17 protein-coding genes are annotated in these 16,007 nt (G+C 69.8%); 6 read left to right on the top strand and 11 right to left on the bottom strand.

All coding sequences use genetic code 11. The features are described 5' to 3' along the window. Positions 1-114: 114 nt before the first annotated feature. The 3 genes from ACIQ7Q_RS02635 to ACIQ7Q_RS02645 all read right to left on the bottom strand — a co-directional run bounded on the left by ACIQ7Q_RS02635 (position 115) and on the right by ACIQ7Q_RS02645 (position 3,654). Entirely contained in the window at positions 115-618 is a 504-nt protein-coding gene (locus ACIQ7Q_RS02635; RefSeq protein WP_403855498.1) for a transposase, read from the bottom strand. A gap of 303 nt (positions 619-921) precedes the next feature. Next, positions 922-2,337 carry a M16 family metallopeptidase gene (locus tag ACIQ7Q_RS02640; protein WP_403855500.1) on the bottom strand — a complete coding sequence of 472 codons (1,416 nt, stop codon included), beginning with the start codon at positions 2,335-2,337 and terminating at the stop codon, positions 922-924. Between the two features lie 3 nt (positions 2,338-2,340). Further along, complete coding sequence (locus ACIQ7Q_RS02645; protein WP_403855502.1) at positions 2,341-3,654, bottom strand: M16 family metallopeptidase; 1,314 nt, start codon at positions 3,652-3,654, stop codon at positions 2,341-2,343. A gap of 192 nt (positions 3,655-3,846) precedes the next feature. On the opposite strand from ACIQ7Q_RS02645, the gene lxmK reads away from it, so the two are divergent. The 5 genes from lxmK (at position 3,847) to ACIQ7Q_RS02670 (ending at position 7,231) form a co-directional block, all read left to right on the top strand. Beyond that, positions 3,847-4,980 (top strand): class V lanthionine synthetase subunit LxmK, encoded by a 1,134-nt coding sequence (lxmK, locus tag ACIQ7Q_RS02650; protein WP_403855504.1) that lies wholly within the window; start codon positions 3,847-3,849, stop codon positions 4,978-4,980. Beyond that, positions 4,977-5,957 carry a T3SS effector HopA1 family protein gene (locus ACIQ7Q_RS02655; protein ID WP_403855506.1) on the top strand — a complete coding sequence of 327 codons (981 nt, stop codon included), beginning with the start codon at positions 4,977-4,979 and terminating at the stop codon, positions 5,955-5,957. Before lxmK ends, ACIQ7Q_RS02655 begins: the two co-directional genes overlap by 4 nt. Positions 5,958-5,975: 18 nt before the next feature. Then, positions 5,976-6,311: a helix-turn-helix domain-containing protein gene (locus ACIQ7Q_RS02660; protein WP_403855508.1), complete on the top strand. Its 336-nt coding sequence runs from the start codon at positions 5,976-5,978 to the stop codon at positions 6,309-6,311. 428 nt (positions 6,312-6,739) lie between these two features. Continuing rightward, positions 6,740-6,931, top strand: coding sequence for an LxmA leader domain family RiPP (locus tag ACIQ7Q_RS02665; protein WP_215178513.1), 192 nt, complete (start codon positions 6,740-6,742; stop codon positions 6,929-6,931). A 99-nt stretch (positions 6,932-7,030) separates the two neighbouring features. Then, positions 7,031-7,231 (top strand): LxmA leader domain family RiPP, encoded by a 201-nt coding sequence (locus tag ACIQ7Q_RS02670; RefSeq protein ID WP_215178515.1) that lies wholly within the window; start codon positions 7,031-7,033, stop codon positions 7,229-7,231. Between the two features lie 138 nt (positions 7,232-7,369). Here the strand turns inward: ACIQ7Q_RS02670 and ACIQ7Q_RS02675 are convergent, their stop codons facing one another. The 3 genes from ACIQ7Q_RS02675 to ACIQ7Q_RS02685 all read right to left on the bottom strand — a co-directional run bounded on the left by ACIQ7Q_RS02675 (position 7,370) and on the right by ACIQ7Q_RS02685 (position 8,682). Next, the gene (locus ACIQ7Q_RS02675; protein WP_403855510.1) at positions 7,370-7,735 is read right to left on the bottom strand and encodes a transcriptional regulator; all 366 of its coding nucleotides are present in this window, start codon (positions 7,733-7,735) and stop codon (positions 7,370-7,372) included. Continuing rightward, on the bottom strand, positions 7,732-8,199 hold the full coding sequence (locus ACIQ7Q_RS02680) for a hypothetical protein (RefSeq protein ID WP_403855512.1): 468 nt from the start codon (positions 8,197-8,199) through the stop codon (positions 7,732-7,734). Before ACIQ7Q_RS02680 ends, ACIQ7Q_RS02675 begins: the two co-directional genes overlap by 4 nt. 162 nt (positions 8,200-8,361) lie before the next feature. After that, the gene (locus tag ACIQ7Q_RS02685) at positions 8,362-8,682 is read right to left on the bottom strand and encodes a hypothetical protein (protein ID WP_403855514.1); all 321 of its coding nucleotides are present in this window, start codon (positions 8,680-8,682) and stop codon (positions 8,362-8,364) included. A 375-nt stretch (positions 8,683-9,057) separates the two neighbouring features. On the opposite strand from ACIQ7Q_RS02685, the gene ACIQ7Q_RS02690 reads away from it, so the two are divergent. After that, complete coding sequence (locus ACIQ7Q_RS02690; protein WP_403855516.1) at positions 9,058-10,851, top strand: ABC transporter ATP-binding protein; 1,794 nt, start codon at positions 9,058-9,060, stop codon at positions 10,849-10,851. 208 nt (positions 10,852-11,059) lie between these two features. On the opposite strand, the gene ACIQ7Q_RS02695 is transcribed toward ACIQ7Q_RS02690, so the two are convergent. From ACIQ7Q_RS02695 to ACIQ7Q_RS02715, 5 genes are all read right to left on the bottom strand, one after another. Then, positions 11,060-13,468 (bottom strand): FtsX-like permease family protein, encoded by a 2,409-nt coding sequence (locus ACIQ7Q_RS02695; protein WP_403855518.1) that lies wholly within the window; start codon positions 13,466-13,468, stop codon positions 11,060-11,062. After that, complete coding sequence (locus tag ACIQ7Q_RS02700) at positions 13,465-14,151, bottom strand: ABC transporter ATP-binding protein (protein ID WP_403855520.1); 687 nt, start codon at positions 14,149-14,151, stop codon at positions 13,465-13,467. The genes ACIQ7Q_RS02695 and ACIQ7Q_RS02700 overlap by 4 nt, the downstream gene beginning before the upstream one ends. Beyond that, on the bottom strand, positions 14,148-14,672 hold the full coding sequence (locus ACIQ7Q_RS02705) for a PadR family transcriptional regulator (protein WP_403855522.1): 525 nt from the start codon (positions 14,670-14,672) through the stop codon (positions 14,148-14,150). Before ACIQ7Q_RS02705 ends, ACIQ7Q_RS02700 begins: the two co-directional genes overlap by 4 nt. 154 nt (positions 14,673-14,826) lie before the next feature. Further along, a complete protein-coding gene (locus ACIQ7Q_RS02710; protein ID WP_403855524.1) occupies positions 14,827-15,042 on the bottom strand; it encodes a hypothetical protein in 216 nt (71 codons plus the stop codon). Beyond that, the gene (locus ACIQ7Q_RS02715) at positions 15,039-15,983 is read right to left on the bottom strand and encodes an SPFH domain-containing protein (protein WP_403855526.1); all 945 of its coding nucleotides are present in this window, start codon (positions 15,981-15,983) and stop codon (positions 15,039-15,041) included. Before ACIQ7Q_RS02715 ends, ACIQ7Q_RS02710 begins: the two co-directional genes overlap by 4 nt. Positions 15,984-16,007 lie beyond the last annotated feature (24 nt).

The raw sequence follows: 16,007 nt of genomic DNA on the forward strand, positions 1-16,007 counted from the left end.
CACCGACACCCCCGGCGGATACCGCTGCCGGGGGTGTCGGTGCGCATGTGCGGATCAGCCGGTTCTCAGCCGTGTCAGCCGGTTCTCAGCCGTGCCGGGCCGCAGGGCGGTGCTTCATCTTCCAGCGCGTGTAGGTTCGCCGCGGGATTCCCACGATCTCGCAGAACCTCGAGACATTGATCTGGGCGTCCTGTCTGATTGCCTCGAGTTCTGAAAAGGGACCGTGCGGTAGTCCCCTGACTTCCTCCGTACCCTCAGCTGGACGTATGCCTCACCCAGCGCGGTCTTCAGTTCCGTGATTTCGGACAGGAGATCGCGTTCACGCTGGGCGTTGCGCGAGGCTCCTCCTTCGAGGCTCGTACGCCCGCCGTCCAGGAATTGACGTTTCCAGTTCCCTACGGACTGTTCGGACACGCCGGCCCGGCGTGCGGATTCCGCAATCGTGTGTTCCCCCGAAAGTACCCCCAGGACGATCTTCAGTTTTTCGGCAGCTGGCATTACCGGAGGGCGTGACATCGCCTCTCGTCTCCTTCTTTCGCCCGCAGGGGCTCGTGGTCGGCGAGAGCCCTTGCGGCAGATGTGCGGGTGCCGAATGGAGCGGAGGTCAACCCGTCCCATCGGCGCATCCCTTGTGAACTGCGACAACTGTGAGACCAGGTCCAGGCCTATCGCCTGAAGACGCGGCTCAAACAGTCGTGAATCTGTTCACAAGCAGCAGTCGAACCTTTTCTGATGATTTCACTGTTTCCCCGTTGGAAAGATTTGGTCGATCTTTCAAGTAAAGCCGGTCGCTCGCACTCTCCGTGCCTACCGACATCAAGATCATATAGTTGGCGCATCACAGGGGGCAATAAACTTGGGTCTTACTTGAGGTTGCTCAATGCGGACCTTTTCGGCCATCCGCCCCCGGGGTGGAAATCGTCACGAACGCGATGTGTCGCTCACTGTGACGCCCGCCTCGTTCATCGAGGAGGCCAGCCTGCCGCCGTCGCCGACAACGACTCCGCTGAACGTGTCCGGATCAAAGAAATCCCGTGCCGCATCGGCGACGTGGGTGCGAGTGACGGTCCGCAGGAGTTCCGGGAACGTGGTGACCCGCGCCGGTTCGTGCCCCAGGGCCACGGCCGTCATCACACTGGTGGCGAACCCCGCCTGCGACGACAGGCCGAGCATCGCCATACCGATCGTGTATTCACGAGCCGCCTCGATCTCCGCCTCCGACGGCGGGTTGCCGACCAGACGCCGCAGCTCGGCACGGATCTCGCCGTAGGCCTGTGCCGTCGCCTCCGTGGCGGTGTCCGCCTCGATCCCGACGACCAGCCTGTCCAGGTGGTCGTGGAAGCCTGCGTCCGCGCGGTAGGCCAGCCCCTTGGCCTCGCGGAGGTTCATGACCAGCCGTGAGGAGAAGTAGCCGCCGAACACCAGGGAGGCCAGGCTCAGGGCCGGGAAGCGGTCGTCGGTGCGGGCCACCACGGGACGGACGAGCCTGATCTGCGACTGGACCGCGTCGGTCCGGGGCACGAACGTCACCCGCCCCTCGGGCACCGGCGGGAGCGTGACCGGCGCCGCGGCCGCCCCGGCGCCGCTCCAGTCCGTGGTGGCGGCGGTCACCTGGTCGACGGCCCGTTCCGGATCGAGGTCCCCCACCAGGACCAGCGCGGTCCCGCGCGGACGCACGAAGGCGCTGTGCAACTCCCGCACCGCCTCGGGAGTGACGGCTTCCACCGGCGCGGGGAAGGGAACCTCCTGCAGACCGGGCACCTCTCCGTAACAGTGCGTCAGCAGAGCTTCCTGTGCGATCACCTGGGGCTGCGCGCGGATCACCGAGATCTGCCGCACCATACGCAGACGTACCTGGCGGATCTCCTCCTGCTCGCAACCGCCTTGGACGAGTGCACCGGTCAGGCCGCCCAGTAGTGTGCCCAGTGCATGCTCGGGCGCCGACCCGGAGATGTGCAGCCACCGGGACGAGCGGCCGGCGGCCAGGGTGGCACCGTGACGGGCCATCGCCGCGTCCGTGGCCGCCCGGGAGGGACGCCCCTCACGGAACAAGGTGGTGGCCAGCACCTCGGCCGTTGCCGCGTGCGCGAACGTGGCACCGGCGAAGGGCACTGACATCCGCAACTCGACCATCGGGATGGACGGATGTCGGGCGGCGATCACCCGCAGTCCGTTGGGCAGGACCGTGTCGGCCATCGCCGGAAAGCCGTGGCGGCGGCGGACATCGAGGGCCGGCAGCGGACGAGGGCCGGCAGCGGTACGGCCGATCTCCTCGGCGCTGCGGCGGGTGCGGCCGTCGTCCTTGGAGGGAGTGCGGACCAAAGGCGTGTCGATCACGGATCAGCTTTCTGACGGGTTCCGGCGGGAGACCGAAGACGGAGCGGGCAGCAGACCGAGCACGGCGCGCGAGTCGGGCCGCAGCGACTTGGCGGCCAGGGCGACGTCTTCGGCGGTGACACCGGCGAGCCGGCCGGGCAGCTCGTCCACGAGCTCCGCCCGGCCGAAGAGCACCTCCTGCGCGCCGAGGGCGCGGGTCCGGGCCAGCAGCATGTCGCTTCTGCGGTTCATGCCCACGCTGCTCAGCGCCGTGGCCCGCATCAGTTCCTCCTCCGTTGGGCCCTTCGCCGCCAGGTCCTCGAGCTCACCGTCCAACACGTCCAGCAACAGGCCGGCCGGGGTCTCCCGCGGATGCGTCGCGACGCACAGGAAAGTGTCGGGGTCCCGGGCCTCCAGCGCGCCGAAGAGACCGCAGCCGGTGCTCACGTCCGTCACCAGCGGTGAGGCCCCGTGGATCAGCCGCCGCTTCAGCCGGGACGTCTCGCCCGAACCGGTGAGGACGGCGCAGAGCACCATGTGGGCCACATAGGCGTCGAGTTCGGTGAGCGGATCCGGCATGCGGTAGCCGATCGCCGTGGCCGGCATCGGCGCATGGGTGTCGAGGTGCTCGCCCCTGAGCTCCTCGCCGGGCGCCGGTTCGCTCAGGTCCACGGCCGGAGGCAGGCTCCGCGCCGGGACGTCGTGGAAGTGCCGGTGGACCAGCTCGGCGGTCCGGGCGGGTTCGATGTCGCCGGCGATCGTCAGGACGGCGTTGCCCGGCGCGTAGTGGGCGTCGAAGAACGCGGCACACTCCTCCACCGTTGCCCGCCCGAGATCGGTGAAGTCCCCATAACCGTTGTGCGCGTTGGGATAGGTCGTGAACAGCAGTCCTGGAAGAACGGTCCAGGGGAAGCCGCCATAGGGCTTGTTCAGCACATTGAGCCGGATCTCCTCCTTGACCACGTTCACCTGGGTCCGGAGGTTCTCCTCCGTCAGTCTCGGGGCGCGCATCCGGTCGGCCTCGAGGAAGAGAACGCGTTCCAGGGCCGCCGACGGGACCACTTGATAGAAATCCGTGTAGTCCTGATGCGTCGATCCGTTGGCGGTTCCGCCGGCCGCTTGCACGAGCCCGAAGTGCTCCATCCGGTCCACGCTCTCGCTGCCCTGGAACATCACATGCTCGAAGAGATGGGCGAAGCCGGTACGGCCCTCGGGTTCCGACCGGAAACCCACGTCGTAGTGAACACTGACGCCGACAGCCGGAACACCTGATATCGGATAGAGAACCACCCGCAGACCGTTGGGCAGTGTGAAGCGTTGCAGCATCGGAGGGGACATGCCGCGTACCCTAAGGGATCGGGACACGGGCAAAAAGGTCGCAGAAAACCCGTTACTTTGGACTCGCGCAGCCGTGCACCACTGGTGCTGACGCCCGTATACCGCCCGGCGGGCGACTCCCTCCAAAACAACAACGGTTCACAGTGAGCCATTTGTTGTCGGCCCATCCGGCTGTCCCTACGCTCCGCCACCGTGAAGACAGATCAAGAATCGAAGCCCTCGCCGACTCGCGCCCGCTTCGATCCGGTGCAACTGGAGAAGGCCCCCGAAGTCGGGATGTTCCTGGAACGGCTCGGGCTGGGCCGTTTCGACCCGGACACCGTCGACGCCCATATCGGGCGCAATGACAACTGGGCCGGTACGACCAGCACCGGCGCCAAGGTGTTCGTCAAGAGGGTCGGTGGCGAACCCGCGGACGTACTGCGGCGTTACCACCGCATCCTGGCCTTCGAGGAGATCGCGTCACGCTTCGGCGGAACGGAACTCCGGGCTCCCGAACTGCTCGGATCGGACGAGGAACAGCGTCTGGTCGCCTTCACGCGGCTCGAGGACGCCCGGTCCGGATCCGAGCTCTCCGCCGACGACGCCTTCGACGACGACATGTGCCGCAGGGCCGGCCGCATCCTCGGAATCCTGCACACGCTGTCGCTCGAGCCCGGGACCCTCGACAGCACGCCCCACCCGACACCGCCGATGGACGACTTCGACGCGCTGTCGATGCCGGTCTACGTCCACTCCGCGTTCGCCGAGATCGAGTCCTGGACCCTTCTCCAGCCGGACGCCGAGCTGATCGCGGCCCTGCGCGATCTGCGCCGCCGGGAAGCGGACGCGCCCCGCGTGCCCGCCCACTGCGACGTCCGACTGGACCAGTACCTCCTCGCCGGTGACGACCTGTACCTGACCGACTGGGAGGAGTTCCGCTTCGGCGACGCCGCCCGCGATGTCGGCGGATTCGTCGGCGAGTGGCTGTACCGGGCCATCCAGGGCATCCCCAAGTCCATCAGCGAGGACCCGTCGTACAGCTTCGGCCACGAAGCGTCGCACGAGGACATCCTCGCCCACGGGGCCCGCGAGATAGACCGGTTGCGCCCGCGGATCGAAGCGTTCTGGGACGGATACCGCGAGACGCGCCCAACGACCGAGGAAGGCTTCACGACCCGGGTCTCGGCCTTCGCCGGCTGGCACATGATCGACCGCATGCTCGCCGGCGCCAAGTTCGGGACCCGGCTGACGTCCGGCGACCGCGCGGCCGCCGGCATCGGACGCACCGTGCTGCTCGCACCACAGAACTTCACCTCCGTACTCGGCCTGGAAGGCACCTCATGACGACCGCCCTGGGGCTCATCGCTCCCGAGATCTCCGCGGCACTGGAAGAGGTCGAGGTCGCCGAGGGCGGCCTGAGCGCCGTCGTCGCCGGCGAGGACGTCGAGGGCACGACGCCGGGCGACCTCGCCAAGAAACTCGGCGGGCTCTTCTACCAGAACCTGCATGCCGGCATGGCGGACCAAGGCGACACCACCCGGCAACGAAGCCTGCGGGACGACGACTTCGACCAGCGGCTCTTCGCCGCGATGCCCCACCGGACCACGCGCGTCCAGGCGACCGTGGTCAGTGACGACCCCGAGGCGGACAGCGTGATCGTCCGGCTCGACGGCCTGCGGGTACGCATCCCCCGCGACCGCATCGCCGACCGGCTGCCCGGCGAGGACTCCGACCTCGTCACCCTGCACATTCCGGCGCCGCGACCGGCCCTGTCGACCGGCTTCTTCCTGACGGACGGCTCCCGCGGACGGGTCACGGGATCGCAGATGCTGCGCCTCTACATCCATCTGACCGACGCGGAGTCGGCCCCGGACGCCTGGAGGACGGTGCTGTCCCGCATGGAGGAGCTGGAGCTCCGCTACCGGGCCAAGGTCACCTCGTCCCTGAAGCACTTCCCGCGCCGCGACGCCCTGGTGGTCTATCTCGGCGCGGACGCCTGGCATGTGGCGGGCGACATCGCGGCGTCCGTCCAGGGGCTGCCCGGTCTGGGCTCCGCCACCTCGCCGTTCGTCCGCCGGGTGGCCGACGGGGTGGGTGCCGCCTGGGAGCCCGACGACCCGCGGCCCGGCAAGGGGAAGCTGAGCTTCGGCGAGCACCGCTGCCAGGTCCTCGCCGAAGCCCTGGTCGGGCACGCGGTCCGGGCCGACGGCGTCGCGCGCGAGGCGGTCGTCGCCGAGGCGTATCTCAACGCCGGGACGGACCCGCTGATGCCGGCCCGGAACCTGGACTCTCCCGTGCTGCCGGGAATCGGCCTGGCATGACCACCGGGCCGTGAGCGGATGGAAGACAGCACCCACGACCCGTCCGCGGAACTCTCCGTCGAGGACAAGGTCGGCATCGTTCTGCGGGTCATCTCGGGCCGGGAGTCGGTCGCCGAGGCGGCCGGGCGGCGCCCCGGCCTCTCGGAGCAGTCCGTCGAGGACTGGCGTGAAGCATTCATCGAAGGCGGTCTGCTGGGACTTCAGGGGGCCGACGCCCATCGCCCGCCTCCCCGGGTGAGCCGGCTCCTCGCCGAGATGACAGAGCTCAAGACGGCTCTGGGAGAGGCGTGCCTCGAACTGACGGTGTGGCAGGCGTTGAAAAACCATCGGCGCCCGAAACCCGATACAACATGACCGGCCTCTCCCGGCGCTCACAGACTCACAGAGGCGCAGCCCCCACCATTCCTGGTGGGGGCTGTCCGTATTTCTACGGCACACGTTTCCGCAGGCGGCGTTTTCCGCAGGCGGTGTTTCCGCGGGATTCGTTCCATCGATTGTGTTTCTGCGTCGTGCGCCTCGGTGGGCCACATTCCTGCGGGCGGTATTTCTGCGGGCCGCATTCCTGGGGTGGGCGCCGTCAGGCCGTGGCGCGCCGCGGACCGTATCTTTGACGGTCCGGCCGGTGAGCCACTTGTTGTGGCCTGGGTGGACAATGCGCAGGTCGCGAAGGTGGGCCGGTCAATCAACGATAATTTTTCCGTGGCGTTCCGGGCAGTGCGTGCGATCGAATAGAGGCCGGGCAGGGAAAACCCGCCCTGCAAATCGATCAGTGAAGGATCGCCGTGAACACCGCAGACCAGCTCCTCGCCGGCTACACCGCCTACACCACCGCCGAGGACTTCGGCGCCAGCGCGGACAACCAGTCCCCGGCGGCGACGCCCACCATCACCACCGTTTCCTCGCCCGAGTGCATCTACTTCTCCCTCGGCGCCTCCGCGGGCAGCATCGCCAGCACCAAGGCCTGGGGCTGCTGATCAGCGACCGCTGATCGTCCCGCCGGATGCCCGCCTGAAAAAGGCGGACCCTCGGGCGACACGTCCTCGTACGACCCAAGCATTCAGTAAAGGATTCTCATGAACACCGCAGACCAGCTCCTCGCCGGCTACACCGCCTACACCAACGCCGAGGAGTTCGGCGCCGGCGTCTCGGCCGACGCCCCGGCCATCACGCCGACGGTCCTGAGCTTCATCGGTGGCTCCAGCGGCGGCTGCGGCGCGGCTGTCAGCGCCATCAGCGGCGCCGGCGTCTCGGCCACGGCGAACTGGGGCTGCTGAACCAGCTCGCGCCCACAGCGCACACCCCCCGCTGGGTGCCTGGCCTCCCCCAGGCGCCCAGCGGGTTTTTTCTGTCCGTGCGACACCACCGCACCCGGGGCCCGGACAGGAATGGGCGACCCGTCACCGCTGTGGCCGTCAGCTCTTGCCGTGCTCCCCGTCATGTCCGGCGCCACCGTGGGCCGTTCCTGATGCGCCTGCCTTCCGGGAGGCTTCCGCGAGGGCTTCGAGCGCGGCGAGGTGGGTGGCGAGCGCCTGCCTGCCGTTCAGGGTGAGCGCCACCCAGGTCCGGGGCCGCTTGCCGAGATACCCCTTCCGTACGCTCACATAGCCGGCCTTCTCCAGCGCCGCGACCGTCTTGCTCAGCACGGAATCCGTGACCCCGCAGTAGTCCCTGACCGCGCCGAACTCGGCCTCCGCGCAGCCGGAGAGGAACGCCGCCACGGTGAGCCGGGTCGGGTGGTGGATCTCCTTGTCCAGGCCGGGAACATCCGCACGGTTCACGACGACTCCAGCGCGCGGGCCCGCCGGCGGGCGGCCTGCACCCAGGACGCAACCCCGGCGACCACGCCGAACCCGATGAACCAGCCGGCCGTTCCGTAGGGGATCGCCGCCAGGAGGCCCGTGGCGAACGGCGCGAGCGGCGCACCCCAGGAGCGCCACGACGCCCCTTGATCCCGCCGGTCGAACCAGGGGGCGATCCCGGAACTGCGCATCGTGGTCCAGGTCACCGCGAGGAAGGCCGCGGCGCAGAGCGTGGCCGCCGCGAGGAGGGCTCCCTGCCACTGGGGCCACAGGCTCGCCGCGCCGAAGCCGGTGAATCCCGCGGCGAGCAGCAGTCCGTGCGCGGCGGGATACCAGGCGGGCGTCGCTTGAGGGCGCCGTGCCGCGGTCTGCGCGGCACGTGCGTCGCGCAGCGCCGCCGCGGCGGATTCTGCGCTGGGCTGCATCGCTCCTGAGGTGTTCATCGGTTCTCCGGGTTCTGGTGTCGGCGGGAGACGCTTACGCATGTCAGCATGGCATCTACTTTCCATACTGGCAAGTACTTTCCTTCGGGATGGGCCCGGGCGTGCGAGAGCCCCTCCGGGGTGGTTCCCGGAGGGGCTCTCACACTCCCAGGGGCGGCGAACTCACTTTCCCTGAGCCGCCTTCACCTCCCGCGCCAGCTCGGTGGCGGCCACCAGGCTCAGACCCGGAAGCTCCTGCCGCAGGGCGCGTATGGCCGCCACCTCGTGGCTCACGGGGTCGATGCTCTCCCGATCGAGGACGCGCCGGGCCCAGCGCAGTCGCGGCTCGCCGGCCCGCTCCGCCAGCTCGTCCAGGATCCGCGCGGCGCGCCGCAGCCCGGGCTGCTCGTCACCGGGGGCATCCGACAGGGCCTGGTGCACGGCGTCGCGAGCGTCGCCGATGTCGCTGAGCGCAACCAGATGGACTTCCTTCTTGCCGAACATGCCCGTGCCTTCTTTCTCGCCGACGTGGTGAATCGATCGTTGAACCCAACCGTCCGGGATATCCGGATGGTTGACGTCCGGTCACGCTACAGGGAGCCATGGGCATCCGTTTCCCTCACCCGGAAGTGCCCGTGCGGATGTCAACTTTGATACGCCGGAAAGTGCGCCAATGCGCAGGATCGGATCACCCTGCTCCGGGGCTCTGGCGAGGCGCCAAGAATCGTCGTTACTTTGCCTCGCGCGCTTGTGGTGGACTGGCTCGTACCCAGGCGTCGGAAGCCTGACAGGGGCCGTCACCATCACCATTGCCGCCGCCGTCGCGGCACGGATGAACTCGTGAATCCCGGAAATTCTCACACGAGGTGGAACAAGCGAATGCCAGTCGCCCGAAACAAACCTGCCCCGGGGCTCCGGTTGGGCGCCCATCTCGCTGGTGGAGACCGGCTGCAGCTGGGATTCGCGGCCCTGTTGGCACTGATATCGACGGCAGCGACTCTGGCAGTGCCCCTGATGGTCCGGGATCTCGTCGAAGCACTGTCGGGAACCCGCGGACTGATGTGGCCGGTCATCCTGATGACCGCGGTCGCCGTCGCCGGGGCACTGTCGGCGGCCATGTCCGGCTATCTGCTCTCCCGCATCGGCGAACAGATGATCCTCGGGCTGCGTTCCCGCGTCATGGACCACACCCTGCGGCTTCCCCTGCGTGAAGTCCGCACCGAGGGCCCGGGCAACCTCGTCGCACGGGTCACCTCCGACGCGATGATGCTGCGCTCCGTGATCGACGTCGGGGCGATCCAGCTGCCGCTGTCGATCATCACGGTCGTGGCCACGCTCGTGGTGATGAGCGTGCTCGACTGGGTGCTCGTCCTGATCACCGTGGGGTCCTTCACGCTGGCCGGTGCTGTCATCGGACTGGTGATCGTCCGTGTCCGGCGGAGTATCGTCGTGCAGCAGACGGCCCTCGGCGAGCTGGCACAGCGTTTCACCGCCACACTCGCCGCGCTGCCGACCATCAAGGCGTACCGCGCCGAGGAACACGCGACCGCCTCGCTGGCCAAGGACGCGAGCGAGCTGACGCAATCCACCCTCTTCAGCGCCCGGCTGCAGTCACTCATCGGCCCGGTGATGGGCCTCGGTCAGCAGATCGCCCTCGTCAGCATCATCCTTGGCGGCGGCGCCAGGATGGCCTCCGGCGACCTGTCGATGCCGGACTTCACGGCGTTCCTGCTCTACCTGCTCCAACTCGTCGCCCCCGTGGCGATCGTGGCCTCCAGCATCAGCCAACTGCAGGCGGGACTCGCGGCCCGCACGCGTTTCGACGAGCTCTTGTCGCTGCCTCAGGAGACGGACGGCACGGCCACCACCCGCCCCGTGCCGGTCGCGGGCGCCCCGGGTGTCGAGTTCCGCGACGTCGCCTTCGGCTATGGCGGCGAGCCCGTCCTCGCAGGTCTGAGCTTGTCGGCGCCCCGCCGCGGGCTCACCGCGCTCGTCGGACACTCGGGAGCGGGGAAGTCCACGGTGCTGACGCTGATCGAACGCTTCGTGCACCCGGACAAGGGCACGATCCGCGTTCTGGGGCACGACGTTCAGGACTGGCCACTGGACGACCTGCGGCGGCGCGTGGCCTACGTCGACCAGAGTTTCACCCTCCTCGAGGGGACGGTGCGCGACAACCTGCTGCTGGGGTGCGACACGGCACCGGATGACGAGGTGCTCCTCGACGCACTCGACAGCGTGGCGCTCCGCGACGAGGTGCTGCGGCTCCCCGACGGGCTCGACACCGTCCTCGGCCGTGCGACGGACCTCTCAGGCGGACAGCGCCAGCGCCTCGCGCTGGCACGCGTACTGCTCACCGACGCCGACGTGGTCCTGCTGGACGAACCCACGTCGCAGCTGGACAGCATCAACGAACAGCGTCTGCGCGACCTCGTCACGCGGCTTGCGCAGGACCGCTCCGTGGTCGTCGTGGCCCACCGCCTGTCCACCGTGCAGCATGCCGATCACGTGCTGATCATGGAGTCCGGTCATGCCCTGGACGCCGGAACGCACCAGGAACTGCTGTCGCGCTGCCCGCAGTACCAGGACCTCGTCCGCAATCAGCAGTGGTCGGCGGATGAAGCAGGCACCCCGGAAGCGTGCGGACTTCCCGGCGTAATGTCAGTTCCGTGATCTGATCATGCGGCGGTCAAGCGCCGGCCGGCTCCGCGTGCGCCGTCGCCTGCGGCGAGTGCCTCCCACGGCCGTCGGGCCGCAGCGGTAGACCCGCGCTGGGGTCCGGGGGCGGAGCACCGCTTTCGGGAAGAGGCGGGGTGGGGGACAAGGCCGCCCCCTTCCCGGCGTGCCCGGCCCGGCCCCACATCCGGCCCCCCGGCCCGCGTCACTCCGTCCGGAGCCCCTCCGGCCGCATCAGGCGCCACAGCGCCGGCATGCTCAGCAGCGTCACCGCGAGGATCAGCGCCGCGCCCAAGCCCGCCACCGGGGCGAACGCACCCCAGTGGGTGACCGGTTTCGCGACCATGCGCAGCATCGTCGCGCCGAGGGCCACGCCGCCCGTGATCGCCACGGCCGTGCCCAGCGCCACGGGGACGGCCGTCTGCCAGAGAACCGAACGCGCCAGTACGGAGCGCGGGGTGCCGAAGGCGACCAGTACCGACAGCAGGCGCCGGCGTTCCCTCAACTGCTCGATCTGGGCGACAGCCATCGACGCGGCGATCAGGGCCATCGTCGCGGTCGCCGCCGCCAACAGCCCGCTCTGGACGCTCGCGTACTGCCGGTCCCGTTCGATCTTCTGGATCGTCCTCACCCAGAGGGACGGGTCGATCCGCGCGGCCGTGTTGCGGACGAACTCCCGTGCGTCCGGGACGCTCTCGTCGATCCGCACCGTCGCCGTGGTCGTCGCGTCCGGCAGCTTGGTCACGTCCACCGCGCCCGGGGTGGCGAAGATGCCGTAGTGCTCGCGTGCCACCGGGTCGCGCCGTGTCGTCACCGTCGGCGATTCCTTCGGCAGCGTCCACAGCAGCGGCGCGGAACCGTCGTAGGGCGTGTCGCTGTTGAGGTTCACCGGCCGGCCTTTTCTGGCGGTGCGGTCGATCCAGCTCCTCGGCGGCTCGTTGCCGGCGGGGTGCACGACGAACGTGTCGCCGTCCGCGCAGGAGACGATCACCGCCAGCTCGCGCAGCGTCGCGCAGTCGCCGACCGTCAGCCCCGTCGTGGGCCGGATGTCGTCGCCGTCGACCGGCTCGGGGCTGATCACGTACGCCTCCACCGTGCCGATGACGCTACGCACGCCTGGCGTGGCACGGAACTCGCGGATCATCTCGGACGCCAGCTCCCCGTCGGGGAAATCCGCCGTCACCGTCAGCTGCGCATGTGCGGCGTTCTGCCCGGTGACACGGTTGAAGTCGTCGTGCATCCCGGCGAACACCATCTGCAGTGCGATCGCACCGGCCACCGCGACGGTGATGCCGCTGACCGCCCTGATCGCCGGACCGCTCGTCAACTGCAATCGTCGGACCGCCAGTTGCCATGACACCGGACCGCCGCGCAGTCGCTTGACGACCGCTTCCACCAGCCAGGGAAGCAGCGCCGTCAGTGAGAACAGCACCAGCAGCGTGCCGGCGGCGATCGGCCATGGGTCGACGACTTCGTTCGGGCCGTCGAACGTGCCGGTCGCCAGCAGTACGCCCAGTCCCGTCGGCAGCATCAGCAGCCGCCACCACAGCCGGCGGCGCCGCGGCACCGCCTGCCGGACGACCCCCAGCGGCTCGACCGTCACGGCCCGCATCGCGAACAGGGTCACCGCGACGGACACCACGGGAACGGCGAGCAGGATCAGCGCGGCGAGCAGCGGCACGGGCACGACATCAGAGGCGAACGCGCTCAGGTCCCACACCCGCACCCAGCCGGCCACCGGTCGCGCCAGGGCGAACACCCCGATGCCGACAGCCAGCCCGACGGCCGAGCCGAACAGTGCCTCGCCCGCCGCGATCCAGCGCGTGGTCCGCGCGTCCGCGCCGACCAGCCGCAGCGCGGCGAGCCGACGGTCGCGCTGCTCGCCGCCGAAGCGGACGGCGGTGGCGATGAACACCGCCACCGGCACCAGCAGCACCACACAGGCCAGCACGATGACCACGATGAGCGCAGGAGCCATCGGCTCGCCGCCGCCCCGGGCGCCGTAACCGTCGGTCCGTACACCCCCGTTGGCGGTGGTCAGGGTGGAGCTGCCCGTGTAGTGGCGCAACTCGCCAGGGTCGAGAAGCCCGGCCTCGCCGATGAGGCCCGCCGTCCGGTGGGGGAGACGTTCTTTGAGGAGGCGTCCCTCCGGTGACGCGAGCAGTTCGGCGAGTGCGGGCGACACGTACATCTCGCCGTCGGCCGGGGCGCGCTCGAGTCCGGGTGGCAGCTCGGGGTGCGCGCCGTCGGGCCGCAGGATCTGCCCGCCGACGGTCTCCGTGCGGTAGTCGGAATCCGCCTCTGCGACCACCATGGTCCGGTCGGAGCGTGTGACGGGCTTGTCCGACACCGTGGCGGTCGCGGTGCGGGCAGCCGCCCGGCTGTCCCGGCCGTCCACCATCTGCGGTACGGACGCGGCGATCAGCAGCAGCGCGACGCCGAGCCCCACACCGACGGCGGTCAGCGCGTTACGGGTCCAGCCCTCACGTCCGCCGGAGGTGCCGAACCGGATGCCCATGGCGAGGTCCCGCAGGCGGGCGGCCGGGCCGCGGTGCGGTCGGTGGGGGGTGGCCGCGGCATCGGTGGCCTGCCGCTCGTGGAGCCGCGTGCTCATACCGCCCGCTCCGGATCGCGCGACCTGCCGTCGCGTACGACGATCTCCCGGTCCGAGTACGCGGCGACGCGCGACTCGTGGGTGACCAGGACGACGGCCGTGTTCTGCCGACGGGCCGTGTCGGTGAGCAGAGACATCACATGCTCGCCGTTGAGCGAGTCCAGGGCGCCGGTGGGTTCGTCGGCGAAGACGACCTTGGGGGAGCCGGCCAGTGCGCGGGCCACCGCGACCCGCTGCCCCTGCCCGCCGGAGACCTCTCCGGGCCGCTTGCGCGCGGCGCCCTCGACCTCCAGCCGCTCCAGCCACTCGAGCGCGGTGCGCTCGGCGTCCTTGCGCCTGGCGCCGCTCAGCCGCAGAGGCAGCGCGACATTCTCCACGCAGGTCAACTCCGGTACGAGCTGCCCGAACTGGAACACGAACCCGAAGTCCGTGCGCCGCAGCGCGCTGCGCTCCGCGTCGGGCAACGCGGTGAGTTCCCGCCCGGCGTAGACGACGGTGCCGGAGTCGGGCCGGACGATCCCGGCGAGGCAGTGCAGCAGCGTCGACTTGCCCGAGCCCGACGGCCCCATGACGGCGACGACCTCACCGGGGTGGATGGAGAACGAGGCGCCGTCGAGGGCCGAGGTCGGACCGAACGTCTTGTGCAGGTCGTCGGCGACGAGCAGGGAGCCGGCGGGGATCACGCGAGGACCTCCGCGGAGAGCTGGTCCAGCCGTGCGGCGGTCAGTTCCAGCCAGCGCAGATCCGCTTCGAGATGGAACAGGGCGTGGTCGCAGATGAGCTGGTCGGCGAGGTCGCCGCTGCGCTTGCGTTCCGTGAGGGCACGCATCAGACGCAGATGTTCCGCGCGCTGGGAGTCGAGCAGGTCGGCGGCGCTGCGGCCGGTGAGCAGGGCGAGGACGACCTTGGTGTAGAGCGTCGACTGAAGGTACGGCTCCGGCTTCTCGGGCGCTGCGAGCCAACGCGAGACATCGGTGATGCCGGCCTCGGTGATGGCGTACCGCTTCCGCTCCGGCCCGCCGCCGGCTTCGACGCCGTCGACCTCGACGAGGCCGTTCCGCAGGAGCCGGGACATCGTCGAGTAGACCTGCCCGTAGTGGAGCGGACGGTCCTGTCCGAATCTCTCGTCGAAGGCGCGCTTGAGGTCGTAGCCGTGGCGGGGGCCGCCTTCCAGCAGACCGAGGAGGGTGTGACCGATGGACATGGGGCCACTGTACTCGCCGTGTATACACGGGGTTTATACACCCTGCCCCCGGCGGGCGGCCCGAGGGGCGGACGGTGGCCCCGCCCCCCGGGAGCGAGCCCCACGGACGGCGGCAGCGCCAGCCCCGACTGCCCCCCGGCGGCCCACCGCCCCCTTAGGGCGGCGGCGTCTTCGGAGGGCGGCCGCGGCGGGGGATCGGGCGGGTGGCGGACGGGAGGCGGCCCGCCTCCGACAGAGCCCGCCGCAGGATGAACTCGATCTGCGCGTTCGTGCTGCGCAGCTCGTCCCCCGCCCACCGGGCCAGCGCCTCGTACACCGCCGGGTCCAGCCGCAGCAGCACCTGCTTCCGTTCGGAGGGCGGCGGTGTCACTGGTAGAGCGTGCCCGTATTGAGGACCGGCTGGGCCGCGCGGTCGCCGCACAGCACCACCATCAGATTCGACACCATCGCCGCCTTGCGTTCGTCGTCCAGCTCCACGATGCCCTGCTCGCCGATCCGGGTCAGCGCCGCCTCCACCATGCCGACCGCGCCGTCCACGATCTGCCGGCGTGCCGCGACCACGGCGCCCGCCTGCTGGCGCTGGAGCATCGCGGAGGCGATCTCGGGAGCGTACGCGAGGTGCGTGAAGCGGGACTCGATGATGTGGACGCCCGCCGCCTCGATGCGCGCGTGCAGTTCGACGGCGAGCTTCTCGGTGATCTCCTCCGCGTTGCCGCGCAGCGACAGGCCCTCCTCGTCGTGTGCGTCGTACGGGTACTCGATCGCGATGTGCCGGACCGCCGCCTCGGTCTGCGTGGAGACGAACTCGAGGAAGTCGTCCACCTCGAACATTGCCTGGGCGGTGTCCTCCACCTTCCACACCACCACCGCGGCCAGCTCGATGGGGTTGCCGTAGGCGTCGTTCACCTTGAGTACGGCCGTCTCGTGGTTGCGCACACGAGTCGAGATCTTGGTCCGCGACGTGAACGGGTTGACCCAGCGCAGGCCGTCCGTACGGATCGTGCCCCGGTAGCGGCCGAAGAGCTGGACCACGCGCGCCTCGCCGGGCGCGACCATGTTCAGCCCGCACATGGCCAGGAAGGCGGCGACGCCGATCAGGATGCCGCCCGTGATCAGTACGGCCTTGATGCCGGTGGAGTCGAACGCCGTGGCAGTGACGACGAGGGCCGCCCCGCCCGCCAGGCCGAGCAGACTCAGCAGCAGGGCGAGGCCGCCACCGATGCTGTGGGCGGCGAATTCCCGTACGCGCGGCGCAGGCATCTGTGGCACGTCGGGCGTGTTGTCGTGGTCGATGGTGCTGGTGGCAGGCATGGTCGTCCCCCGTTTCCGCGGTGC

Source organism: Streptomyces sp. NPDC096176, from assembly GCF_044763255.1.
GTDB lineage: Bacteria > Actinomycetota > Actinomycetes > Streptomycetales > Streptomycetaceae > Streptomyces.

Coding starts and splice junctions, on each gene's coding strand:
- ACIQ7Q_RS02680 (WP_403855512.1), bottom strand. CDS start 8,199: ATGAACACCTCAGGAGCGATGCAGCCCAGCGCAGAATCCGCCGCGGCG.
- ACIQ7Q_RS02670 (WP_215178515.1), top strand. CDS start 7,031: ATGAACACCGCAGACCAGCTCCTCGCCGGCTACACCGCCTACACCAAC.
- ACIQ7Q_RS02690 (WP_403855516.1), top strand. CDS start 9,058: ATGCCAGTCGCCCGAAACAAACCTGCCCCGGGGCTCCGGTTGGGCGCC.
- ACIQ7Q_RS02695 (WP_403855518.1), bottom strand. CDS start 13,468: ATGAGCACGCGGCTCCACGAGCGGCAGGCCACCGATGCCGCGGCCACC.
- ACIQ7Q_RS02685 (WP_403855514.1), bottom strand. CDS start 8,682: ATGTTCGGCAAGAAGGAAGTCCATCTGGTTGCGCTCAGCGACATCGGC.
- ACIQ7Q_RS02655 (WP_403855506.1), top strand. CDS start 4,977: ATGACGACCGCCCTGGGGCTCATCGCTCCCGAGATCTCCGCGGCACTG.
- ACIQ7Q_RS02715 (WP_403855526.1), bottom strand. CDS start 15,983: ATGCCTGCCACCAGCACCATCGACCACGACAACACGCCCGACGTGCCA.
- ACIQ7Q_RS02635 (WP_403855498.1), bottom strand. CDS start 618: ATGGGACGGGTTGACCTCCGCTCCATTCGGCACCCGCACATCTGCCGC.
- ACIQ7Q_RS02660 (WP_403855508.1), top strand. CDS start 5,976: ATGGAAGACAGCACCCACGACCCGTCCGCGGAACTCTCCGTCGAGGAC.
- ACIQ7Q_RS02705 (WP_403855522.1), bottom strand. CDS start 14,672: ATGTCCATCGGTCACACCCTCCTCGGTCTGCTGGAAGGCGGCCCCCGC.
- ACIQ7Q_RS02645 (WP_403855502.1), bottom strand. CDS start 3,654: ATGTCCCCTCCGATGCTGCAACGCTTCACACTGCCCAACGGTCTGCGG.